The sequence below is a fragment of the Runella sp. SP2 genome (assembly GCF_003711225.1).
Lineage (GTDB): Bacteria > Bacteroidota > Bacteroidia > Cytophagales > Spirosomataceae > Runella.
Genome location: NZ_CP031030.1, coordinates 2,790,889 through 2,813,677 on the forward strand (window position 1 = coordinate 2,790,889; position 22,789 = coordinate 2,813,677).

General features: G+C 44.5%; 21 protein-coding genes. 9 read left to right on the top strand and 12 right to left on the bottom strand.

All coding sequences use genetic code 11. The annotated features are described in order from the left end of the window. Window positions 1–14 precede the first annotated feature (14 nt). The 3 genes from DTQ70_RS11700 (at window position 15) to secA (ending at window position 6,222) form a co-directional block, all read left to right on the top strand. Window positions 15–1,376 (top strand): glycoside hydrolase family 140 protein, encoded by a 1,362-nt coding sequence (locus tag DTQ70_RS11700; RefSeq protein ID WP_206019698.1) that lies wholly within the window; start codon window positions 15–17, stop codon window positions 1,374–1,376. Window positions 1,377–1,499: 123 nt separating this feature from the next. Then, complete coding sequence (locus DTQ70_RS11705; RefSeq protein WP_122930965.1) at window positions 1,500–2,705, top strand: ABC transporter permease; 1,206 nt, start codon at window positions 1,500–1,502, stop codon at window positions 2,703–2,705. A 166-nt stretch (window positions 2,706–2,871) separates the two neighbouring features. Further along, window positions 2,872–6,222 carry a preprotein translocase subunit SecA gene (gene secA / locus DTQ70_RS11710; protein WP_122930966.1) on the top strand — a complete coding sequence of 1,117 codons (3,351 nt, stop codon included), beginning with the start codon at window positions 2,872–2,874 and terminating at the stop codon, window positions 6,220–6,222. 168 nt (window positions 6,223–6,390) lie between these two features. Here the strand turns inward: secA and DTQ70_RS11715 are convergent, their stop codons facing one another. From DTQ70_RS11715 to DTQ70_RS11725, 3 genes are read right to left on the bottom strand one after another with little or no spacing between them, the layout of a single operon-like run. Further along, window positions 6,391–7,059, bottom strand: a complete 669-nt coding sequence (locus DTQ70_RS11715) for a YggS family pyridoxal phosphate-dependent enzyme (protein WP_122930967.1) — start codon at window positions 7,057–7,059, stop codon at window positions 6,391–6,393. A 13-nt stretch (window positions 7,060–7,072) separates the two neighbouring features. Further along, window positions 7,073–7,522, bottom strand: a complete 450-nt coding sequence (locus DTQ70_RS11720; protein WP_122930968.1) for a GNAT family N-acetyltransferase — start codon at window positions 7,520–7,522, stop codon at window positions 7,073–7,075. A 6-nt stretch (window positions 7,523–7,528) separates the two neighbouring features. After that, complete coding sequence (locus DTQ70_RS11725) at window positions 7,529–8,452, bottom strand: patatin-like phospholipase family protein (protein WP_122930969.1); 924 nt, start codon at window positions 8,450–8,452, stop codon at window positions 7,529–7,531. A 198-nt stretch (window positions 8,453–8,650) separates the two neighbouring features. On the opposite strand from DTQ70_RS11725, the gene DTQ70_RS11730 reads away from it, so the two are divergent. Beyond that, on the top strand, window positions 8,651–9,625 hold the full coding sequence (locus DTQ70_RS11730) for a polyprenyl synthetase family protein (RefSeq protein WP_122930970.1): 975 nt from the start codon (window positions 8,651–8,653) through the stop codon (window positions 9,623–9,625). A gap of 55 nt (window positions 9,626–9,680) precedes the next feature. Here the strand turns inward: DTQ70_RS11730 and DTQ70_RS11735 are convergent, their stop codons facing one another. Continuing rightward, the gene (locus DTQ70_RS11735) at window positions 9,681–10,415 is read right to left on the bottom strand and encodes a LytTR family DNA-binding domain-containing protein (protein ID WP_122930971.1); all 735 of its coding nucleotides are present in this window, start codon (window positions 10,413–10,415) and stop codon (window positions 9,681–9,683) included. 55 nt (window positions 10,416–10,470) lie between these two features. Further along, window positions 10,471–11,577: a sensor histidine kinase gene (locus tag DTQ70_RS11740; RefSeq protein ID WP_122930972.1), complete on the bottom strand. Its 1,107-nt coding sequence runs from the start codon at window positions 11,575–11,577 to the stop codon at window positions 10,471–10,473. 48 nt (window positions 11,578–11,625) lie between these two features. Between DTQ70_RS11740 and rfbC the strand changes: the two genes are divergently transcribed. From rfbC to DTQ70_RS11755, 3 genes are all read left to right on the top strand, one after another. Continuing rightward, a complete protein-coding gene (rfbC, locus tag DTQ70_RS11745; RefSeq protein ID WP_122930973.1) occupies window positions 11,626–12,159 on the top strand; it encodes a dTDP-4-dehydrorhamnose 3,5-epimerase in 534 nt (177 codons plus the stop codon). Between the two features lie 180 nt (window positions 12,160–12,339). Continuing rightward, entirely contained in the window at window positions 12,340–13,083 is a 744-nt protein-coding gene (locus tag DTQ70_RS11750) for a tyrosine-protein phosphatase (protein ID WP_122930974.1), read from the top strand. 49 nt (window positions 13,084–13,132) lie between these two features. Next, on the top strand, window positions 13,133–13,537 hold the full coding sequence (locus tag DTQ70_RS11755; protein WP_122930975.1) for a DUF983 domain-containing protein: 405 nt from the start codon (window positions 13,133–13,135) through the stop codon (window positions 13,535–13,537). Here the strand turns inward: DTQ70_RS11755 and coaD are convergent. From coaD to DTQ70_RS11775, 4 genes are read right to left on the bottom strand one after another with little or no spacing between them, the layout of a single operon-like run. Continuing rightward, the gene (gene coaD / locus DTQ70_RS11760) at window positions 13,527–13,997 is read right to left on the bottom strand and encodes a pantetheine-phosphate adenylyltransferase (RefSeq protein ID WP_122930976.1); all 471 of its coding nucleotides are present in this window, start codon (window positions 13,995–13,997) and stop codon (window positions 13,527–13,529) included. The genes DTQ70_RS11755 and coaD overlap by 11 nt on opposite strands. Next, complete coding sequence (locus DTQ70_RS11765) at window positions 13,994–14,899, bottom strand: DUF3822 family protein (protein WP_122930977.1); 906 nt, start codon at window positions 14,897–14,899, stop codon at window positions 13,994–13,996. Before DTQ70_RS11765 ends, coaD begins: the two co-directional genes overlap by 4 nt. Continuing rightward, window positions 14,899–15,441 (bottom strand): NUDIX domain-containing protein, encoded by a 543-nt coding sequence (locus tag DTQ70_RS11770; protein ID WP_122934379.1) that lies wholly within the window; start codon window positions 15,439–15,441, stop codon window positions 14,899–14,901. Before DTQ70_RS11770 ends, DTQ70_RS11765 begins: the two co-directional genes overlap by 1 nt. Window positions 15,442–15,493: 52 nt before the next feature. Further along, complete coding sequence (locus DTQ70_RS11775; RefSeq protein ID WP_122930978.1) at window positions 15,494–15,931, bottom strand: CBS domain-containing protein; 438 nt, start codon at window positions 15,929–15,931, stop codon at window positions 15,494–15,496. 179 nt (window positions 15,932–16,110) lie between these two features. Here DTQ70_RS11775 and DTQ70_RS11780 point away from each other — a divergent pair, with 179 nt between their 5' ends. Then, window positions 16,111–17,529, top strand: coding sequence for an ATP-dependent RecD-like DNA helicase (locus tag DTQ70_RS11780; RefSeq protein WP_122930979.1), 1,419 nt, complete (start codon window positions 16,111–16,113; stop codon window positions 17,527–17,529). A gap of 79 nt (window positions 17,530–17,608) precedes the next feature. Here the strand turns inward: DTQ70_RS11780 and DTQ70_RS11785 are convergent, their stop codons facing one another. Both DTQ70_RS11785 and DTQ70_RS11790 read right to left on the bottom strand, forming a co-directional pair. After that, complete coding sequence (locus DTQ70_RS11785; protein WP_409050425.1) at window positions 17,609–19,156, bottom strand: acyl-CoA carboxylase subunit beta; 1,548 nt, start codon at window positions 19,154–19,156, stop codon at window positions 17,609–17,611. Between the two features lie 119 nt (window positions 19,157–19,275). Then, the gene (locus DTQ70_RS11790; protein ID WP_122930981.1) at window positions 19,276–20,133 is read right to left on the bottom strand and encodes a prephenate dehydrogenase; all 858 of its coding nucleotides are present in this window, start codon (window positions 20,131–20,133) and stop codon (window positions 19,276–19,278) included. A 292-nt stretch (window positions 20,134–20,425) separates the two neighbouring features. On the opposite strand from DTQ70_RS11790, the gene ribD reads away from it, so the two are divergent. Further along, window positions 20,426–21,499, top strand: coding sequence for a bifunctional diaminohydroxyphosphoribosylaminopyrimidine deaminase/5-amino-6-(5-phosphoribosylamino)uracil reductase RibD (gene ribD, locus DTQ70_RS11795; protein WP_122930982.1), 1,074 nt, complete (start codon window positions 20,426–20,428; stop codon window positions 21,497–21,499). Here the strand turns inward: ribD and DTQ70_RS11800 are convergent. Next, entirely contained in the window at window positions 21,441–22,676 is a 1,236-nt protein-coding gene (locus DTQ70_RS11800; RefSeq protein ID WP_122930983.1) for an NAD(P)/FAD-dependent oxidoreductase, read from the bottom strand. The genes ribD and DTQ70_RS11800 overlap by 59 nt on opposite strands. Between the last annotated feature and the right edge of the window lie 113 nt (window positions 22,677–22,789).

The following is a 22,789-nucleotide window of genomic DNA, read 5'->3' on the forward strand; positions in this document are numbered from 1 at the left end:
ACCATTTCAACCCTATGAAACGATTTTTGTTGGCCTTTTCATCGGTAGTGTGCCTGAGTTTTTGTGGCTTTGCCCAACCTGCACCTAAACAAGCACAGTGGTCAAAATTATACATCGCTCCCGACAAACGGGTCATTTCGCGCGGCGATGGCAAACCGTTCTTTTGGTTGGGAGATACCGCTTGGGAATTATTTCATCGGCTGACCAAAGAAGAGGCAGATTTTTACCTCAAACGTCGTGCAGAACAAGGCTTTACCGTCATTCAGGCCGTGGCTTTGGCAGAGTTTGACGGACTGGGGCAGCCCAACCAATACGGACAGCTTCCCTTAAAAAACAATGACCCTTCGCAGCCCAATGAGTTGTATTTCCAACACGTTGACTATGTAGTAAACAAAGCAGCCTCGTTGGGGCTTGTGATTGGAATGCTGCCTACGTGGGGGGATAAATTCAACAAAAAATGGGGCGTCGGCCCCGAGGTTTTTACGCCCGAAAACGCCCGAATATATGGTCAATGGCTTGGAAAACGTTATAAAGGAAAGCCGATTGTTTGGATTTTGGGCGGCGACCGCAACCCCGAAACCGAAAAACATTTTGCTATCATCAATGCCATGGCCGAGGGCCTCAAAGCAGGTCACGGAGGCACCCAACTTATGACCTATCATCCCATGGGTGGTAGCAATTCAGCCGCGTTTTTTCACAAAGAAAACTGGCTCAATTTCAATATGTTCCAGTCGGGACACTCGGCAAAAAACGCCAAAAATTACGTCATGCAGCGCCAAAATTACCAGCTCTTTCCCGTAAAGCCTACCCTCGATGGTGAGCCTCGCTACGAAGACCATCCGATTGATTGGAAACCTGAAAAGGATTATTTCAATTCGCACGATGTTCGTCAGGCCGCTTGGTGGGCAATGCTTTCGGGCGGCGCAGGCCATACTTACGGCGACCACAACGTTTGGCAGTTTTTTGACCCAAACCGCAATCCCGCCATTTCGGTAGCCCGCACGCATTGGCGGGCAGCCACAAACCACGAAGGGGCTTGGCAAATGGGATACATGCGTAAGCTTTTTGAAGCTTATCCTTGGGCGCAACTAATACCTGACCAAGGCGTTCTGAAAAATGACAACTCCGAAGATGCTGGGTATCAAATGGCTGCCATCGGCGAAAATAAAGATTTTATGTTTGCTTATTCCCCAACAGGTAAACCATTAAAAATTGACCTAGCCAAGTTCTCCATACCTCAGCTCAAAGCCACTTGGTTTAACCCCCGCGATGGTGTTTCAACGCCAATTGGAGCCGTAAAAAACGAAGGTATTCAAGAATTTAAACCTCCCGTAGCCTGCCCTACTTGTGATTGGACACTTGTGATTGGGAAATAAGAGGCGCGAATGTGTAAGAGATGAGTGATGAGAGAGAAGTTAGGAGAGGTGAGAGATTAGTATGTAAGGAACGAGTGAAAACCCGAAACAGGAAACCCAAAACAGAAAACAAGAAACAGATAAATGAATTTTCCCTTATTTGTAGCGCGCCGTTATTTTATCTCCAAGAAAAAAAACAGCTTTATTAGTATTATCTCTATCATTTCGATGCTGGGTGTATGTGTCTCAACGATGGCTCTAGTTGTAGTAATGTCCGTATTTAATGGCATGGGAGAACTAAATCGACAACTATTTCGGAGTTTCGACCCCGACCTTAAAGTGACTCCCGCTCAAGGAAAACGCTTTACCCTTTCGTCCAAAACACTGACTGCATTACGGGCAACGGAAGGTGTCAAGTTTGTTACCCAAGTGGTAGAAGATAATGCCCTTGCCACCTACGGCGACCGTCGGGTAGTGACCAAAATCAAGGGAGTGGATGAGACATTTATTCAGCGCCATCAGTTAGATACCGCGATGATTGAAGGGAAATTTGCCCTTACTACTGACAATGAACCCAAAGCAATTGTCGGAGGAACGGTGCAGCAGCTGCTGGGCATTTCGGTCAACAACTTGTTTACCCCTCTCGAACTCGCTTACCCTCGTTCGGACGTAAAAACGCTTAATTTGACCAATACTGACGCTTTTAACCAACAAATTATCCGCGTGGGAGGCGTTTATATGCTCGAACTTCGGTTTGACGATTACGTGATTGTGCCTCTTGAATTTGCCACCGAGCTACTTGGGTATGGCCACCAACGTTCAGCGCTTGAAATTCAGCTTCAACCCAATGCAAAGGCAGGTCAAGTACAAACTCAAATCCAAACCCTACTTGGAGATAAGTTTGTAGTACGTACCCGCGATGAGCAAAATGCCGACCTTTTACGCGCCATTCGTATTGAAAAACTCTTTGTCACAGTCTCACTTGGGTTAATCATTTTGGTGGCGGCCATCAATATTTTCTTTTCCCTTTCGATGTTGGTGATTGAAAAACGAGACGATATTAAAATGCTGTTTGCCATGGGTGCAAATGCTTCAACCGTCAAACGCATTTTTTTGTTTGAAGGTAGTCTAATTGCATTCACAGGGGCACTCTTTGGATTATTTTTGGGAATCATTGCCTGTTTATTACAAAGGCAATATGGTTTGTTCTCCATGGGTATGGTGAGTTCGGTGGTGGACGCTTATCCCGTAAAAATGGAGTGGACAGACTTCGTCATTACGGCTGTCACCGTCATTTCCATCACGATTTTGGTGTCGTTTATTCCCGCCCAACGTGCAAGCCGACTTTAATTTTAAGCTGACATTTTGACCGAAACAAGCAATCAAACCCTTAAAATGTCATTAAACTGCTGACAAAAAGCTAATTTTGTAGAAAATTCCCGAAGCGGGTGCGATATTTGTGATAAAGAAAAATACATAAACCGTTGGCCTTTGTTGGTTGACTCATACAGTAACAATGATTAAATTCCTCACAAAAAGTTTTTCTGGGCTGTTTGGGACCAAATCGGAACGTGATTTGAAAGAACTTGCCCCCTACGTGGATAAAGTAAATGCCGAATTTGCTAAACTACGTACACTCAGCCATGACCAGCTTCGAAACGCAACGCAAGAACTCAAGACCTTTATTGCGAATGAACTCAAGGCCATCGACGACCAAATAGACGCGCTGCGCCAGCAAGTGGCTACCAATGCTGATATGGACGTTGATGCCAAAGAGAACATTTTCAAAAAAATTGACAGCCTTGGGCTAGAACGCGACAAAGAGTTGGAAAAAGTCTTGATGCAGATTTTGCCCACCGCCTTTGCCATTGTCAAAGAAACGGCGCGTCGTTTTACCGAAAATGAAAGTCTTGAGGTCACTGCCAGTCTTTTAGACCACGAACTCGCAATTAGGAAAAATCATATTACCATCGACGGCGATAAGGCTATTTGGAGAACGACTTGGGATGTGGCAGGCCACCCTATCAAGTGGAACATGGTTCACTATGATGTGCAAATCATCGGGGGAACGGTATTGCACCAAGGGAAAATTTCCGAAATGGCTACGGGAGAAGGTAAAACCCTCGTGGCTACGCTACCTGCTTTCTTGAATGCCATTGCAGGTCAAGGCGTGCACGTCGTGACGGTCAACGACTACCTTGCCCGCCGCGATAGTGAGTGGAATGCTCCTCTATTTGAATTTCATGGTTTGCGGGTTGATTGTATCGACCGCCACCAACCCAATACCTACGCGCGCCGCCAAGCCTATTTGGCTGACATCACTTACGGAACCAACAACGAATTTGGTTTTGATTACCTTCGCGACAACATGGCGCACTCGCCCGAAGAGCTTGTGCAACGCAAACACCACTTTGCAATGGTCGATGAGGTTGACTCCGTTTTGATTGACGACGCCCGTACGCCTCTGATTATCAGCGGCCCTGTACCGCGCGGCGACGAACAAGATTTTGCCGAGCTTAAACCCCGCGTATCGCGCATTGTAGAAGCCCAAAAACGCCTCGTGACGGATTTGCTCAACGAAGCCAAAAAGAAAATTGCGGCTGGCGACAAAAAAGAAGGAGGTTTGGCCCTCTTCCGTGCACACCGTGGTTTCCCCAAATACAAACCGCTTATTAAGTTCTTGAGTGAAACGGGTATCAAAACCCTCATGCAGGAAACGGAGAAAATCTATTTGGCAGAAAACCAAAAGTTGATGCCAGAAGCCGATGCTCCACTCTATTTTACCATTGAAGAAAAAAACAATAGCATCGAGCTTACTGAAAAGGGGCTTGACTATATGACAGGCTCAGCCGAAGACCCTAACTTCTTCGTATTGCCTGACTTGTCGATTGATTTGAATGCGATTGACAAAGACGCTGAGCTTACCGATCAGCAAAAACTTATTCGTAAAGAAGAAGTGTTGCGCGATTATTCGGTCAAAACGCAACGTATTCACACAATCCAACAGTTGTTGAAAGCCTATTCGTTGTTTGAACGCGACGTTGACTATGTGTTGATGGACGGAAAGGTAAAAATCGTTGACGAACAAACGGGCCGTATCATGGAAGGGCGCCGTTGGTCAGACGGATTGCACCAAGCTGTGGAAGCCAAAGAAAACGTAAAAGTAGAAGACGCTACGCAGACGTACGCTACGGTAACGCTCCAAAACTACTTCCGTATGTATCACAAGCTTTGTGGTATGACAGGTACTGCCCAAACCGAAGCAGGTGAATTCTGGACAATTTATAAGTTGGACGTTGTTAGTATTCCTACCAACATTCCGATTGCGCGTAAGGACGAAGAAGATAAAGTATATCGTTCGGTACGGGAGAAATACAACGCCGTGGTGGACGAAATCGTTGAGTTGGTAGGCAAAGGACGCCCAGTGTTGGTGGGTACAACTTCGGTTGAAAACTCAGAATTATTGAGCCGTATGCTTACCCTCCGTAAGATTCCACACCAAGTCTTGAACGCCAAACAACACCAACGCGAAGCCGAAATTGTATCGGAAGCAGGGAAACCTGGAACGGTTACGATTGCAACCAACATGGCAGGTCGTGGTACCGACATCAAGCTTACACCTGAGTCAAAAGCAGCGGGAGGTTTGGCCATCATTGGTACCGAACGCCACGAAAGCCGCCGCGTTGACCGTCAGTTGCGTGGTCGTGCAGGTCGCCAAGGAGACCCAGGAACGTCACAGTTCTTTGTGTCATTGGAAGATGGGCTAATGCGTATGTTTGGTTCTGACCGCATCGCGGGTGTAATGGACCGCATGGGCTTGGAAGAAGGTGAAGTGATTCAGCACTCGATGGTGTCAAAGTCGATTGAAAGAGCGCAGAAAAAAGTGGAAGAAAACAACTTCGGTACACGTAAGCGCCTCCTTGAATACGATGACGTCATGAACATGCAGCGTGAAAGCATCTACAAACGCCGTCGGAATGCCCTTTTTGGGGATCGTCTCGCGATTGACATTGCTGACACCATGTACGATGTTTGTAACGAAATCATCAACAATACCGAAGGTAGCTTCGACGAACTCGAATTGGCCGTCATTACCAATTTTGGCATTGAACCACCATTTACGCGCGATGACTACAACAAGCTAAAACCTGAACAACGAGTTCAACGCTTGTACGAAGCGGCTGAAGGCCACTATGCAACCAAAAATAAGTTTATAGCGGAACAAGTATTGCCGATACTGAAACAAATCCACGAAGAACGCGGTGGCACCATCCAAGAAATCGTGATTCCTTTCACTGATGGTATCAAAGGCACGCAAATTGGCGTCAATCTCGTGAAAGCCATTGAATCAAACGGTCGTGAGATTGTGCGTGAAATGGAGAAATTTGTAGTTCTTTCGCTCATTGACCAAGAATGGAAAGAGCACCTTCGCGACATGGACGACCTCAAACAGTCGGTACAAAACGCGGCTTACGAGCAAAAAGACCCATTGTTGATTTATAAGTTTGAGTCGATTGAGTTGTTCAAGAAACTAATGAGTAAGGTTAACTTCGAAACGATTAGTTTCTTGGTAAAATCGTTCATTCCTCAAGAAGAACCACCGCAACAACAACCGCAACGCCAAGTTCGTCAGCCTGAACCAGAACTTCATACCAACCGCGAAGATGAAGATTTTGCAGAAGTAGGTGGCCCAGATGCCTACGCGGCTCGTCAAACCGAAAAAACGATGCCTGTACGTGCCATCAAAATCGCCGACCGTAACCAAAAAGTAACGGTTCAGTACCGCGATGGCCGTGTGGTAAAAGATGTGAAATACAAGAAAGTAGAACACGAAGTAGAACGCGGCGATTGTGTCGTTATCGCTTAAGTTCTGCTGTACTGAATAAAGAAAAAAGCCCCGACCGCATGGTCGGGGCTTTCTCGTTTAAGTCATCGGGTTGGTAATCGGGTTGCTCACAACCCGCCACACACCATAATCGGGTTGTGAGCAACCCTTCACACAAAAGCGTCGGGATGTGAGCATCCCTCTTCACGCTTAGCGTGAGCCAAAGATGGCGCTACCTACGCGGACGAGCGTACTTCCTTCTTCCACCGCAATGGGGTAATCTCCGCTCATGCCCATCGAAATTTCTTTAAGGTCAACATTTGCAGGAAAATCAGCCGCGCGTGCATTTAGCTTGTCAAAAAGCTGTTTTAAGCCTCTAAATTCCAAACGCACTTGGTCTTCGTCATCGGTGTTTGATGCCATTCCCATCAGCCCAACAATACGCACATTTTGCATTGATTTTAATTCATCAGAAAGCAATAGCTCCCCGAGTTCTTCTTCAGAAAGTCCAAATTTTGTTTCTTCTTGGGCAATAAATACCTGCAATAAACAGTCAATCACTCGGTTGTTTTTGGCTGCCTGTTTGTTAATTTCTTGCAATAATTTCAGGCTATCTACTGAGTGAATCATGGCCACAAAAGAAGCCATGTATTTGACTTTATTGCTTTGTAAATGACCAATCAAATGCCACTCAATGTCTTTCGGCATTTGTTCGTATTTACCTACCATTTCTTGCACTTTATTTTCTCCATACCGCTTAAAACCAGCCTGATATGCTTCCATTAACATCTCAACGGGCTTGGTTTTTGTCACTGCAATGAGCCGTGCAGCAGGTGAAATTTCAGTTACTATTTGTTGTATATTTTCAGCAATACCCATCCTTCTCTGACCTTTAAAAATCCAAATGACAATTGATCCACTCTCCATCCAAACGCGCGCCGTAGCGTTCATAAAACTTAATGGATGGCTCATTCCAATCCAGCACTTGCCACATTACCCCAGTACAATTTGTATCTTTTGCCTCTTGAACGGTGGTATCCAACAGCATCTTTCCCAATCCATGCCCCCGCATCGACTCCGTCACAATCAAATCCTCCAAATAGAGTCGTTTTCCTTTCCAAGTCGAATACCGATAATAATAGAGCGAAATCCCGACGATTTGTCTATCTACCTCCGCCACAAAAAGGCCAAAAATAGGTTCTGGGCCAAAGCCGTCTTTCAACATCATTTCAGGGGTGTTGGTGACTTGCTCAGGCGCACGCTCATACAAGGCAAGCTCCTGAACCAAAGCGAATACTTGCGGCACATCTTCAGGTGCACCTTTACGAATGGTAATTTGCATAACTACTTACTTTGAAAAAAAATACTTGTTGTCTTCTGTTTGAATATATTCAACTCCGGTTTTATATCCCTGTACAATCAGCCGTACAATGTCTTCAGATTGAAATTTGAGCATATCTAAGTGTAAAGGCTCGTGGGGACGAATAACCTTTAGTTTCAGCGGGCGTCCTTTTAAGTTTTCATTTTCGACATAGCTTTGCGCCCACGCGATGTCACTGTTTACAATTTGGTTGACATTGATGTCCTTTACCCGCTCCATCAATTGCAACACATTTCGGTAATTGACCGTTTCACCATAAATATGTTCGGAGTGGCAAGCCACACACACCACTTCGGTCGCTCCGTCTTCTAAGGCTGCTTTTAGAGGTGCCACTACCCTCATGCCTCCATCTAGCAAGGCTGTTTTTCGCTGGCCTTTGATCAAGACAGGCGGCATAATCGTTGGCAATGAGCTACTTGCAAGGACATAATCCAAAAAATCAGGTTCTTGGGGCGTGGCGTACACCATTTTTCCGCTGATAACATCCACCGCTCCTACTTTGAGCTTGATGGGGCTTGTGCGTAAAATAAATTCATCCACGTTTGAGCGAAGCAAGTTTTTTAGGGGTGTATTGTCCAAAAGGCCATCAAATCGGCTCATTAACGTATCGAATCCCAAGGTAAGTCGTGAACGGGGTTTGGCAATTGACTCAGGCCCCGTAATATTCTTAATCCAAAACTCTATGAGAAGGCGGCTCAAACGCGGCCAATCAATTTTTTTATGCTCAATTGTCTGACGCCCCGCTTCGTTTACCAAATAACTTGCATTCAAACTTCCGACCGATACTCCGTAAATCATTTCGGGTTCAAAACCTTCCTCCAAAATCGCTTGAATAACGCCCGCTTGAAATGCCCCTTTAAGCGAACCACCGCCCAATACTAATGCTCTCATACTACTATCTTTAGCCTGATTTTTTTATTTACTTCACAAATTCCAAACAAATTATGCCACTTTGGTGTAATGTTAATAGATTTTGTCCCAAATTTGGCGTTTGTTAGACAACAAATCAAAAAAAGGTTAAAGTTGCAGGCACTTTCAGCTAAACTATTTTTGCCACATTCATTGTTTACTGAATAGCCCACTGATAATATGTCCCACTCAATAAAAGATATTCAGGCGCCGATTGCCTCCGAAATGGATGCTTTTGAAAGCAAATTTCGGCAGTTTATGAAAAGCGAGGTAATGCTCCTCGACCAAATCATGAATTACATTGTCCGTCGTAAAGGCAAACAACTGAGGCCCATGTTTGTTTTTTTAACGGCGGGCGTAAGTGGTACAATTACCGAAGCTACGTACCGAGGCGCTGCCCTTATTGAATTGCTACATACTGCGACCCTTGTTCACGACGATGTGGTGGATGACTCCAACTACCGACGTGGTTTTTTCTCAGTTAATGCACTTTGGAAAAATAAAATTGCCGTTTTAGTAGGCGACTATTTACTCTCACGAGGGCTGCTTTTATCCGTTGATAATAAAGACTTTACGCTCCTACAGCTCGTTTCAAATGCCGTTCGTGAAATGAGTGAAGGTGAATTGCTCCAGCTGGCCAAAGCCCGTCGGTTAGATATAACGGAGGAAGTTTACTTTCAAATCATTCGGCAGAAAACGGCTTCACTTATTGCCTCATGCTGCGCTGTAGGTGCCCAGTCGGCAGGTGCAACCGAAGATTTAGTGGAAAAAATGAGAGAGTTTGGCGAAAAAGTCGGACTTGCATTCCAAATCAAAGATGACCTCTTTGACTTTGGCGATGCGGAAGTTGGCAAACCGCTCGGTATTGATATCAAAGAGAAAAAAATGACGCTTCCGCTCATTCATGCGTTGAGTCAATCTTCTTGGAGTACGAAACGCCACATCATCAATCTCATTAAAAACCACAGCGACAAGCCACAAAAAGTAGCGGAAGTCATCAAATTTGTTCGCGAATCGGGTGGTATCCAGTACGCTACGCAGGCCATGCAGCGCTTGGTGGACGAGGCTAAGGTTATCTTACATTCTTTCCCCGAATCGGCATATCGTAATTCCTTAGAAGGCTTGGTGCAGTTTACGATTGAACGTAATAAATAAAACAAAAAAGCCCTTCTCCTAGAGGAAGAAGGGCCATACAATTTGGCGTTATTTCTTACAAACTCAGCATGTCTTTGAAACGGATGGCTTGGCGGCGCGAGATTTCTATTTTCTCCCCGCTTCCTCTCAACGTAACCAAAAGCCCTCCCGAAAACCACGGCTCAATTTTGTCAATCCACTGCAAATTGATGATGTGTTTGCGATTCGCACGGAAAAAACACACGGGGTCAAGTCGCTCTTCTAGGGCGTTCAAAGACTTGAGAACCAATGGTTTTTGGTCATCAAAATGTAAACGGACATAGTTACCCATCGACTCAAAAAGACGCACCTTCCCTAATTTTACAAACCAACATTTTTCGCCGTCCTTGATAAATACTTGGTCGTTTTCGCCCAAAATTTTACGCTCAGACACCGATTCTCCTTCGTGCTTACGGTCAAATTCTTCAAAAACGCGGTGAACAGCCTCGCTCAAACGCGCCAAATCAATTGGCTTGAGGATGTAGTCCAAGGCATTGTATTCAAACGCTTTGAGCGCATATTCATCGTAAGCAGTTGTAAAAATCACCTCGGGAATGGTATCATCTTCGAGCGACTCCAACAATTCAAATCCATTTTTGCCTGGCATTTGAATATCCAAAAAAAGCAAGTCGGGGCGAAGCTCTTCAACGAGTTTTTTAGCTTCGTCGGCGTTAGCAGCTTCTCCCACTATTTCAATTTTAGGAAAATTTTCAAGTAAGCGACGCAGTTCGTTTCGCGCCAACCGTTCATCATCAATAATAAGGGCTTTCATTCGTGGTAGTTAAGTGGGCAAGCCACGGTTATTGGTTATATATTAGTAGATTCTCTTACGAAGTTTGGGAGGTCAATTTTGAAAAAGAAAGGCTGGAGCCACTCTTAAAAACGCCCTCGGTTTGGGTAGGAACGATGATTTCGGCCCGAACCACCTCTTCCGATTCTTGAAAGATTCGGAACTTGGCATCTTCACCGTACAACAAATGTAAGCGACGTTCGGTATTTTCGAGCCCAAAACCGCTGGCTTCTTTTTGTTTGTCAATGCTGTCTTTTTTGGCCAAAACGCCCGTATTTCGGATATGGATGTGAACGTAATCTCCTTCGAGGAACGTGGTTACTTGTACAAAACCTCCGCTCATGGCTTTCTGGACGCCGTGTTTGATGGCATTTTCGACCAAGGTTTGCAGCATCATGGGTGGTACTTGTAAGTAAACCGTTTTGGGGTCAATGTGGAAGTCGGCTTTCAAACGTTCTTCATAACGAACTTTTTCAAGGCTTAAATAGTCTTCTACTGTTTTGAGTTCTTCCCGTAATTCCACGGTTTTACGGCGATCGGCCAACAACGAATTGCGAAGGATATTAGATAGCTGCGTAACACCTTGCTGTGCCTTGGAAGGGTCTTCCGACACCAACGCCCGAATCGAATTGAGGGCATTAAAAACAAAGTGTGGGTTCAGCTGAGAGCGAAGTACTTTTGCTTCCGACTCTTTGATAGAAGTTTTAAGTAAAATACGCTCGATTTCAGCATCTAGTTTGTGTTCTACGTAATGGTAAACCGTATAACTCAACACCCACATAAACATGCTTTTACTCCACGAAAGCCAATCAGCAAAAAAGATGTAGGGTTGGCTTTTAAAGGTATCCTTCAAGACTTTTAAATCAATTGGGTAATTCATCAGGGTCATTAAAAGTCCTAAACTTAATCCAGAAATGATAACCCTAAGGGCAATTTGATATACGGGCAAGCTCACCCAATTTTGCTCCCGCACGATTAGGCGATAGAAATGGGTAAGTAAAACACAGACTAAAATATTAGCCAGAGCGAAAAAAAAGTCCCCAGTTGTTACCTCTCCTTCGAGGGTATAAATCGCTAATTCAGAAAGAATTAGCGCCGTCCATCCTCCAACTTGGCAAATCCAATATATTCTTTTTTTCGTCATTCGTTCAATTTATCTAATTTTGTCGAAGTTTTCAATCTTAACTCACCTATGCAAGTTATCAAAAAATCGCTCGAAGGATTGCTAGAAATTATACCAACGGTTTATAAAGATGAAAGAGGGTATTTTTTTGAGACTTACAATAAGCAAGCATTCGAGGTCCACGGATTGCCCACTCATTTTGTACAAGATAACCAGTCTTTTTCCAAAAAAGGGGTAGTACGTGGTTTGCATTTTCAACGGGAGCCACACGCTCAAGGAAAATTGGTTCGGGTTGTTATGGGTCGTGTGTTAGATTTTGCCGTTGATATCCGTCCCGACTCTCCTACCTTTGGCCAATACGAAGTTGTAGAACTTGACGCAACCCGCGGAAATCTATTTTATGTACCCGAAGGTTTCGCCCACGGATTTGTCGCTTTAGAGGATTCGGTATTTATTTATAAATGTACCAATCTATATAATAAAGCCGCCGAAGGAGGTATTCTGTGGAATGACCCTACGCTTAATATCGACTGGCAAGTAACTAACCCTATTGTCTCCTCAAAAGACCTTGAGCTACCCCAATTTGACCAAATTTCCTTTTAGCAATTTACATACCACACTTTGTACTTTGCCTTTTTTTGATGTACCAAAAGAGTTAAAAAACCGCGTATTTATGTTTTAAAAGGCAAAAGAATTTATTTTTTTTAGGGGGAAAGTTTGGCACAATTCATGGGAATGATATACCTAAATAGTACAAAAGGTTTTCCATGATTTGATTCGTTTATGCCATTCTCATTTTTAAAGCGCAACCGAACGCCCGACACCATCCCACGTTCTTCTGCTTTTACAGTAGATATGCACGCGCACGTACTGCCAAAGTTAGACAATGGCCCAGAAACCCTCGAAGACGCGCTTACTTTGTTGCACGAAATGGCTTCTAAAGGTGTTCGTAAAGTCATTGCTACTCCGCACATCATGGGCGACTATTACCCAAACAGTTTTGAGGATATTCAAATTTCCAAAAAGGTACTCAACCACGCTCTCATTCGCCGATGTATCCCCATTGAGTTGGAAGTAGCAGCAGAATATTACCTTGATGTTTCTTTTTTATCACTTCTTGATACCCAACAACCACTTTTAACGATTGCCAACAACTACTTACTCTTTGAAACAGGCATTGTGGGACTTCCGTCATTCTTGAATGATGCCATTTCACTCATACAAAAACAACAACTGACGCCCGTTTTAGCCCATCCCGAGCGTTATTATTATTTGCAACAAGATTTTAATCAAGTGCTTCGGCTACATCGAAGTGGTGTTCTTTTTCAGGTAAATCTTGGAGCATGGCAATCGAATCATCCCGCCACTCGCCTCCTAGCCGAGCGGCTCATCAATGAAGGACTCGTGGACTTTTTGGGAAGTAACGCGCACAATCTACGTGATTGGGGACAAGCGTCCGACGCACTTCGATCGAAGGTATTTGGAGTTGCGCTTGAAAAAGGGCTGCTCAACGGTAGTTTGCTGTAAGATGTAGTAAAAAAGGCGTACTTTTGGGCAGTAACTACCGATGCCACTCATGTTAAAAGGAACCAAACTATACAGTATTTTTGGCAACAAATGCCCGCATTGCCACGAGGGTGCTTTTTTCAAAAACGATAATCCGTTCAATTTTAAAGACTTCGACAAAATGAATGACCACTGCGAAGTCTGCAACGAGCCATTCGAGCGAGAACCTGGCTTTTATTTTGGAGGGATGTACGGCAGCTACGCGCTTTACACTGCGCTGATTGCCTCTGTGTTTATTACCTGTGTAGTATTGCTGGAAATAAACATTTTTTACGTTTTGGGCGTGTTAATCCCCGTTATTATCATTTCACAACCACTTTTTTTTCGCTGGGGTCGATTGTTATGGATCAATATTTTTGTCAGCTATGACCCAGAAGCGCCTAAAAATCCCCACCGTAACGTACCTAAATGGTAACTTCTGACAACTGATAAGGCAGATACTCATCTACGTTATGGCCGTACTTGTGCAATTCACGAATAATCGTCGAACTTATGGGAGCTAAATGGGGCGACGTAATCAAAAATACCGTTTCTACGTCGGGATAAACGTGGCGGTTTACTTGTGAAATGCTGTTTTCGTATTCAAAATCTGTGGTATTTCGCAAACCTCTTACCAAAAATCGGGCACCAAGTGAGCGTGCCATATTGGCCGTCAGATCATCATACGTAACGACACTTACCTGCGGAAAAGCTTCAAAGGTTTTTTCAATCAAGCCTTGCATGGCCTCTACGGGAAAATACCTTTTTTTGTTAGAGTTGTGTCCTATTCCCACAATAATCTGATCAAACAGATTAAGCCCCCGCAAGACAATGTCTTCATGGCCTTTAGTAAATGGGTCAAATGATCCAGGAAAAAGAGCGATGCGATCTGTCATTTTTTGGGAGGTTGGGTTGCAAAATAAACGTTATAAAGGCTAAAATAACGGTGTTCTGGAAGGTCTTCAAAGGCTTCCTTCAACAAAAAACCCGTCGGGTTTTTACCTAATTGCAGATAGGGTAAAAATTTCTGAAGCAATTGATAATCTTCTGAGTACGGGGTTGTTTCGCCGTAGATGTTACAAAGCACATTTTCTTGCGCAAGACCAAGAGAATCGAGCACAAACATCACAAAATACCCCATATCACTGGCCGATTTGTAACCAAACTTATTACAAAACAGCAACTTATCTGCTTTTGCAACTGTCAACGTCACAAAGTCGTCCTCAAAATAACAGGTCAGCAAAGTCCGTGCTTTTTCTACCGACGCCAAGCTGAGCGTTCCTTCAATAAGTGCGCTCGTTTGGTGAATAAAATGGGGTACGTGCTGCGTATAAGTTGTCAAAAACCATTCCCAGATTTCTTTTTCTACCATAAACACATTACGCGCACCAAGTTTACGAACCTCGTGGTGCAACAAGTGCTCTCCTTCTGGCACCTCTCCTTGTACCAATCCCAAGTAGCTATTGGCGTATTCTTTCCGAAAAAAGACGTCGGGAATCAGGGTAAAAGAAGGTGTATTGAAACACACAGATACGTTCTTCCAAAGGTTACTGTTCAAAAATGGGTGCTCTTCGTACAATTGTTTCAGCCAAACAACCCATTTATTTTCCATGGGAAGTCCGCCAATAGAATAATCTTCCAAACACAAGACGTGCTTGGTTTTGCTTTCTAATACAAAAAACCGAAAACGTTCAACCCCTAATTCCAGCATCAATTCGTACTCGGCGCACTTATCGGGGTTGAAAGAAGGGTCTTTAATCTCCAACAATGGAGTAATAGCCACTTGCGTACCAATCATCAGTTTTGAAATACGATTTGTCTTGTGCTACGTTCGTCGTGTATTTCGGCAGGGACGTGTCCTAAGTACCCTTTTAAGTCATAAATAGCTTCCAGCGAGTCGCAATACTTAAACATGGCATGAACTTCGTTCGCAGGATATTTTTTTATGTCTTCGATACTCATCCATTTCATTTCTTGAATAATTTGGTTGGCATCGGTCATTTCGGGGTCACTTCCAAGGTGCTGTTGTCCACCGACCACTTTCACTTCAAAAAATAATTCCAACGCGTGCAGAGGTGGTTGCATAAATTCATTGACAAACAACAAATTCCCTACTTCCACCTCTAAGCCTGTTTCTTCCACAAACTCACGCTGTAAGGCTTCTAAGGTTGATTCCTCAAATTGGATACCTCCCCCAGGCGGACACCAAAAAACATCGGTATTCCCGATACCACGGTGACTCAACATCAATATTTTATTATGTTGGATACACACCCCGCAAACACGTATGCGAAGTCGGTTTCCATAAAGTCGTGCTACTTCTTCTCTCGCCTTTTCCAACGGTTGAAAAACAGTTTTGGTTTTCTTACAAGGCTGCAAAGATACGCATATATTAATATGGGCTACCCGAAATATAGCTTTCGAGCGATTGGATGCGTGCTTTTTGGTCCTTGATAATACTCGAAACAACGTCGTTGATAGAAATAATTCCAATCAGTTCGCCCTCATCCACCACGGGCAAGTGGCGAATGTGCTTTTCTGACATAATCAACATGGCCTCTTCCAACTTTTGTTCGGAGCTCACTGTTATCAATTTCGAGGTCATCACGTCCCTGATTAAGGTGCTTTGAGACGAACGACCTTGCAAAATTCCTTTACGGGCATAATCCCGTTCCGAAAAAATCCCTGTAAGATTTCCCTCGTCGATGACCAATACCGCTCCAATGTTTTTTTCAGCCATTTGTTGAAGCGCTTCATACACGGTTGTTTCGGAAGTTACTGAGAAAATCGCATTGCGAGACTTGTCGCGAAGTACATTTTTAATGTTCATTTGGAAGGTTAAGTTATAGGATTTATAAAAGATTAACTACGGGTTTTACAAGATGGTGTTTCCATTTTGAACACGTTACTGGCATCAAAATAGTTTTTTTTCTTTGATAATGGCAACTTTTAGTTGGGAATAATTTTAAATGGTTGTGAATTTTGCATTCCTGCCGTAGTTTTGGATACATGAAAGAAACATCGCCTCCTTCGCCGTCTGATTTGCTCAAAAAGAGTTTTCCGCACGAGCCCACTGCTGGACAAGAACATTTTTTCCTAAAAATAGCCGAATTTTTGGAAGATGAAAACCTACGTGATTGTTTTTTGCTGAAAGGGTATGCGGGTACAGGTAAAACGACACTGATTAGCACACTCATCAAAGTACTTCCCAAATTTGGATTTAAGACAGTTTTGCTTGCGCCGACTGGCCGAGCCGCCAAAGTAATGGCCAACTACTCGCGCAAAAAAGCATTGACCATTCACAAAAAAATTTATCGCCAAGTAGCCGATGCTTATACAGGCGCTTTACACTTTGAATTACAATCCAACAAACACCGCGACACGCTCTTTATTGTAGATGAAGCTTCCATGATTTCGGACGAAGCGGAGTTTGGCTCACGCGGATTACTATCTGACCTGATAGAATATGTTTTTGAAGGAATTGGGAATAAAATCCTGATTGTGGGGGATGTAGCTCAGCTGCCTCCTGTCAACAAAGACATCAGCCCCGCCCTCGATAAATCGGTGCTCGAAGCCGCTTATTACATGAGCGTCTATGAGCAAGAACTGACCGAAGTGACCCGCCAAGGGCAAGATTCTGGTATTCTTCATAATGCCACACGCTTGCGGGATTCGTTGCCCAAAGAAAAACTTTCTATTCAACTACAAACCAAAGGTTTACGGGATTTTTATAAAATGCCCAGCGACCGCCTTGAAGATGGTTTGCGGTATGCGTATGATAAATATGGACGTGAAAATGTGACGATTATAACCCGCTCAAACCGTGAAGCCGTACAGCTCAATCAGTTTGTAAGGCGACAAATCAACGGTGCCGAAGAAGAATTAGACACGGGCGATTTGCTGATGATTGTACGAAACAATTACACCGTTTTAGGCGAAGAGTCACCCGCAGGCTTTCTGGCCAATGGTGATTTTGTGGAAGTAAAACGAATCCGCCGCGAAGAAGAAGTTCACGGTTTCCGCTTTGCCACTGTCGAACTACAACTGCTTGATTACGAAGACCAACCGCCGTTTGAAGCAAAAATATTTTTAGATACACTACACTCCCCAAGTCCGTCGCTGAGTCAAGAAGAAAATCGGCGGCTGTACGATGCTGTTTCGCAAGATTACCAATACCTTAAAACGAAAAAAGCACGCACGGAAGCAATCCGTCAGGACGTGTATTTGAATGCTTTACAGGTAAAATTTGCGTATGCCCTGACTTGTCACAAATCACAAGGTGGGCAGTGGAAGGCGGTGTTTGTGAACCAAGGTTTTCTGCCCGAAGATCAACTGAACCGTGAATTTGTGCGTTGGCTTTACACCGCCGTAACCCGCGCCACGGACGAAGTTTTTATGATGAATTTTCACGCTCAATTTTTTGAGTAGGTTACCTTCCCGAAAGTTCAAACCCTTCCGAAAGTTTTGAACCTTCCCGAAAGTTTAAAACTTTCGGGAAGGTAAGGTATTACAAAGGAATATTCCCATGCTTTTTCTTGGGAAGCGTCGCTACTTTGTTTTCAAGCATTTTGAAAGCGCGCAACAATTTTTCGCGCGTTTGCTCAGGGTAAATCACTTCGTCGATGTAGCCACGGTGAGCAGCACGATAGGGATTAGCAAATTTTTCGGTATATTCTTGGACTTTTTCCTGTAATTTGGCCGCAGGGTCTTCCGCTTCGGCAATCTCTTTTTTGAAAATAATTTCGGCTGCCCCGCTGGCACCCATCACCGCAATCTCGGCGCTTGGCCAAGCGTAGTTCATGTCGGCACCGATGTGCTTTGAGTTCATCACGTCATAAGCCCCACCGTAGGCTTTGCGGGTAATAACCGTTACTCTTGGCACAGTCGCTTCGCAAAACGCGTACAACAATTTGGCACCGTTGGTGATAATTGCGTTCCATTCTTGGTCGGTACCTGGCAAGAAACCTGGAACGTCTTCAAGCACAAGCAATGGAATGTTAAAACTATCGCAGAAACGCACAAAACGCGCACCTTTCGTGCTTGAATCAATATCTAGTACGCCCGCTAAAACAGCGGGCTGATTGGCAACAATTCCAATGCTACGCCCGCCCAGGCGCGCAAAACCTACAACAATGTTTTCGGCAAAATATTTATGAACTTCCCAAAAGCTTCCCTCATCGACAATTTCACTGATGACCTCCCGCATATCGTACGGTTGGTTAGGATTTTCGGGAATAATTGTAGCTAGTTTAGCCCGCTTTTCATTGCCACCTTCGTAGGGTAACGCAGGGGCTTCTTCTTCGCAGTTTTGCGGCATGTAGCTCAACAAACGACGAATATCACTGATACATTCCACTTCGTTGGCACTCACAAAATGCGTCACGCCCGACTTTGACGCGTGCGTCATTGCTCCACCCAACTCTTCCGAAGTTACGTCTTCGTGGGTAACGGTTTTTACCACGTTGGGGCCCGTCACAAACATGTACGACGTGTTTTCTACCATCATAATAAAGTCGGTAATGGCTGGTGAATAGACAGCACCGCCCGCACACGGCCCCATAATGGCCGATATTTGGGGAATGACTCCCGAAGCTAAGGTATTTTTGTAAAAAATATCGGCATAACCTGCCAACGACAATACACCTTCTTGAATACGAGCGCCACCCGAATCGTTCAATCCAATCACGGGTGCACCATTTTTCATGGCCAAATCCATGATTTTACAGATTTTTTCAGCGTGAGTTTCTGACAACGAACCTCCAAAAACCGTAAAATCTTGGGCAAAAACATAGACTAAACGTCCGTCGATGGTGCCATAACCCGTAATGACGCCGTCGCCCAAATAATATTCTTTGTCGAGGCCAAAATCTTTGCAGCGGTGCATAACAAACTTCCCAATTTCTTCAAAAGAGCCTGGGTCGAGCAACAACTCTACGCGCTCACGGGCGTGAAGTTTCCCTTTTTTGTGCTGCTGCTCAATGCGCTTGGCACCGCCACCGAGCAATGCTTCTTCGTTTTTTGTGTCTAAAATCTGAATTTTATCTGAGGCTTGCATTGTCATAGATTTTGTTGCTCATCTACTTGGTTTAGTTGGAATAATCCTGCACAAATGTAAGAGAGATTATGACTTTATTTACCGATTACGCCGACAAACAGTTGCTAAAGAAGTATAGCTTACCGTTTTTCAATGCCCGACAAAATACGGCGGATGTCGTTGGCCCGCTGCATAAAATCAAAGCTTGATTTTACATCGCGGTCGTCGATAAACTGCTTGTATTGCTGCAAAAACTCGATGTAATCGCCCAAAGCACGTGAGAGGTTTTCGCGATTTTGATCAAAAATCGGTGCCCACATCGCGGGTGAACTTTTGGCCAAACGCACCGTTGAACTAAAGCCCGTACTGGCCATGTCAAAGATATTTTGCTCGTCTCGCTCTTTTTCAAGCACGGTATAGCCCAAAGCAAAGGAGGTAACGTGGCTCAAATGCGACACATAGGCCAAGTGCAAATCGTGCTCGGCAGGAGTCATGTAGTGGATTTTCATGCCAATGTCGCGGAACAATGCTTCCGCCAACGCCACACATTCTGGGCTACTTTTTTCGCAATCGCACAAAATCACATTTTTTTCAGGCAATAACTCCCGAAAAGCCGCCGACGGCCCTGAGTTTTCAGTTCCCGCCATTGGGTGCGCTGCCACAAAGCGATGGCGTTTTGGATGTGTATCTGCCGTTTCGCAAATTAGCCGTTTGGTAGAACCTAAATCGATCACTGTTCCCTTATCGCCGATTAAATCAAGCACTTGCGGGACTAGCGTAACAATGTGGTTTACGGGAACAGCCAAGACCACTAAATCCGACTTAGGGACGGCCAATTCGAGCGGCAATATTTCGTCCACAATGCCTTTGGCCACCGCCAATCGCCCGTGAACTTCGGAGGCATCAACGCCGACAAAGTGCATTTTGGGGTATTTATCACGCAAAGAGAGGGCGTACGACCCTCCCAAAAGTCCAATTCCTATAATGGTTGTTATCACGTCAGTATCAAATTAAAAATTTACTTTTTGTCTATTTTTCAGAAAAGTGTGCAAAAGTAATGAGTTATCTGTTTTTTTGTCTCGTTTATTTCAGATTGGGTATAGGAAACTTTTCAGGCGACTCAGCAAACGTAAACACATAGGCCACATAGAATTTTCACATAGCACACAAATCCAAAGGTCTATGTTTACTATGTGTTTATTCTAATGTCCTCTATGTGTTTTAAAAAGAATGCTACCATCTCCTGTATTTATTCGTACACCCTAAGACAATGAATTAAATCGCTTTCAAATGATTGAAAAATACATGGTTCGTGCGCTTGAACTAGCCGCACTTGGACGAGGAAACGTAAGCCCCAATCCCATGGTGGGCTGTGTGATTGTGCACGAAGATACAATCATTGGAGAAGGCTGGCACCGTCGCTACGGCGATTGGCACGCAGAGGTCAATGCCGTCAATGACGCGATTGCTCGCGGTAACGAACATTTTTTGCCCGAGAGCACCGTCTATGTTACCCTAGAACCTTGCTCACATTTCGGCAAGACACCGCCTTGCGCGGATTTGTTGGTCGAAAAAAGAGTCAAAAAGGTCGTTATTTGCAACGACGACCCCAATCCGCTGGTGGCAGGAAAAGGAATTCAAAAACTCAGAGAGGCAGGAATTGAAGTAATTAATGGAATTTTGGTAGAAGAAGGACGGCGACTAAACGCCCGTTTTTTTACATTTTTTGAGCAAAAACGCCCTTATATCCTCTTAAAATGGGCCGAAACCGCCGATGGTTTCATTGCCGACGAAGACAAACAACCTCTTTCTATCAGTTGCTTGCAATCACGGGTGTTGAGTCATCAGTGGCGTAGTGAAGAAGATGCCATTTTGGTAGGAACCAACACGGCGCTTCACGACAACCCACAGTTGAATACTCGGCTTTGGGAAGGTCCTCACCCCACTCGAATTATCATTGACCGTACATTACGACTTCCGCAGGATTTGCACTTGTTTGACAATTCACAAAAGACCCTATGTTACAACGCTTTCAAGAACGAAGAACAAGGCAATACGACCTTTGTCCAAATTGATTTTGACGAAAATTTCCTCAAACACCTGCTGACCGATTTATACCAACGCAAAATTCAATCGGTCATCGTAGAGGGAGGAACGTTGATATTGCAAACGTTCCTAAACGAAGGAATTTTTGACGAAATACACATTTTTAAGAATGCAAAAGCGATTCAAAAAGGCACTGCCGCTCCCCTACTCCCCACGGGCGTTCGGTTGGTGAATCAAACCAGCATTGGCGGGGATTGGCTTAGTTCTTATCGGCAATCATCTCCGCAACTTTCCTACCCGTTGCCATGGCGGCATTGAGGGATGGATACGCTACGTGGTCACCACATTCGTACAAAGTATCGGTTATTTTTAATGAAGTTGCTGCTGAATTGGCAGGAAAACTCAACAACGATTCGGGTAAATGATACGTCCGTAGGTGTTTCCACGACTTCACATCAGCTCCGAACCATTCGGTCAACTCCTTGACAATGTGTGCCGTCAGTTTTTGTTCATCCACGCCTTCCAGTGCTTGCGTACTCACCGACACCAACGATTTTCCTGCGGGGGCATACGAAGGCGCGATGTCGCTTGGCACGCATAGGTTATGAACGGTCGAAAGGCGATTGGGATTCAAAGCCAGCATTTTTTCCGTCAACGGAGAACGCTCGGCGGCGAAGTAAGTACAGGTAGTTTTATTGAAAGTCCGAAGAATGTTTCTGCCCAAAAGTCGATCTGCTTGTGAAGCATCTGTTGCTACCACCACGGCCTTTGCGGTGAGGGTGTTACCGTCGGCCAAAGTCACCGTATTGCCAACAATTTTAGCAACTTTCGTCTGCAATCGAACTGTGCCTTCGGGCAATTTTGCCGCCAACTGATTCGGGATTTCCTGCATTCCTTGAGCGGGAATTACAGCTTCTCCGTTGTAAAATTGTTTGAAAACAAACCGAAAAAAATTACTCGACGTTGCCAGCTCATTTTCCAGAAAAACACCTCCAAAAAAAGGTTTAAAAAAGTTCCTAATCATACCTTCACTCCAACCCAAATCGCGCAAATACGACAGCGTATCGGTGGATTTATCGTTGAAAAAAGCATCCGTTGATTCCTTAGAAACCTCATTCGACAACTGTAAAACCTTGAGTTTGTCCACCAACGAACCTACGGGAGAAAGCAACGTATTAACCAATTGAGAAGGCTCTTTAAAAGGGTCGCTCATGACCGAAAAAGCGCCGTCGAGGCGTATTAGCGCCCCCGACTTAAAGCACTTCAAATCAAGGGCCTGGTAATCAAGCAGTTTTTGCGCCTCGGGGTATGCCGTTAGAAGAATTTGAAATCCACGGTCTAGTAAAAAACCATCCATTTTGTCGGTTCTAACGCGGCCACCTACGGCCTCCGACGCTTCCAATACCAACGATGAAACCCCAAAACGGTTTAGATAAGTAGCACAGGTAAGCCCCGCCATGCCTGCGCCTACAATAATTACGTCATGATTTACCATGCAATCAAAACTATTTTCCGAACAAATAGTTTTCACTTTTTTTCACAAAAAAGCTCGTTGGTCAACTGCCAAGTAACGGCTACCTTTGTGGCCAAATTATTTTTCAAACGACC

Bases quoted from the DNA above. Each gene is read 5' to 3' on its own strand.
- DTQ70_RS11700 (WP_206019698.1), top strand. From the start codon at position 15: ATGAAACGATTTTTGTTGGCCTTTTCATCGGTAGTGTGCCTGAGTTTT.
- DTQ70_RS11705 (WP_122930965.1), top strand. From the start codon at position 1,500: ATGAATTTTCCCTTATTTGTAGCGCGCCGTTATTTTATCTCCAAGAAA.
- secA (WP_122930966.1), top strand. From the start codon at position 2,872: ATGATTAAATTCCTCACAAAAAGTTTTTCTGGGCTGTTTGGGACCAAA.
- DTQ70_RS11715 (WP_122930967.1), bottom strand. From the start codon at position 7,059: ATGGGTATTGCTGAAAATATACAACAAATAGTAACTGAAATTTCACCT.
- DTQ70_RS11720 (WP_122930968.1), bottom strand. From the start codon at position 7,522: ATGCAAATTACCATTCGTAAAGGTGCACCTGAAGATGTGCCGCAAGTA.
- DTQ70_RS11725 (WP_122930969.1), bottom strand. From the start codon at position 8,452: ATGAGAGCATTAGTATTGGGCGGTGGTTCGCTTAAAGGGGCATTTCAA.
- DTQ70_RS11730 (WP_122930970.1), top strand. From the start codon at position 8,651: ATGTCCCACTCAATAAAAGATATTCAGGCGCCGATTGCCTCCGAAATG.
- DTQ70_RS11735 (WP_122930971.1), bottom strand. From the start codon at position 10,415: ATGAAAGCCCTTATTATTGATGATGAACGGTTGGCGCGAAACGAACTG.
- DTQ70_RS11740 (WP_122930972.1), bottom strand. From the start codon at position 11,577: ATGACGAAAAAAAGAATATATTGGATTTGCCAAGTTGGAGGATGGACG.
- rfbC (WP_122930973.1), top strand. From the start codon at position 11,626: ATGCAAGTTATCAAAAAATCGCTCGAAGGATTGCTAGAAATTATACCA.
- DTQ70_RS11750 (WP_122930974.1), top strand. From the start codon at position 12,340: ATGCCATTCTCATTTTTAAAGCGCAACCGAACGCCCGACACCATCCCA.
- DTQ70_RS11755 (WP_122930975.1), top strand. From the start codon at position 13,133: ATGTTAAAAGGAACCAAACTATACAGTATTTTTGGCAACAAATGCCCG.
- coaD (WP_122930976.1), bottom strand. From the start codon at position 13,997: ATGACAGATCGCATCGCTCTTTTTCCTGGATCATTTGACCCATTTACT.
- DTQ70_RS11765 (WP_122930977.1), bottom strand. From the start codon at position 14,899: ATGATTGGTACGCAAGTGGCTATTACTCCATTGTTGGAGATTAAAGAC.
- DTQ70_RS11775 (WP_122930978.1), bottom strand. From the start codon at position 15,931: ATGAACATTAAAAATGTACTTCGCGACAAGTCTCGCAATGCGATTTTC.
- DTQ70_RS11780 (WP_122930979.1), top strand. From the start codon at position 16,111: ATGAAAGAAACATCGCCTCCTTCGCCGTCTGATTTGCTCAAAAAGAGT.
- DTQ70_RS11785 (WP_409050425.1), bottom strand. From the start codon at position 19,156: ATGCAAGCCTCAGATAAAATTCAGATTTTAGACACAAAAAACGAAGAA.
- ribD (WP_122930982.1), top strand. From the start codon at position 20,426: ATGATTGAAAAATACATGGTTCGTGCGCTTGAACTAGCCGCACTTGGA.
- DTQ70_RS11800 (WP_122930983.1), bottom strand. From the start codon at position 22,676: ATGGTAAATCATGACGTAATTATTGTAGGCGCAGGCATGGCGGGGCTT.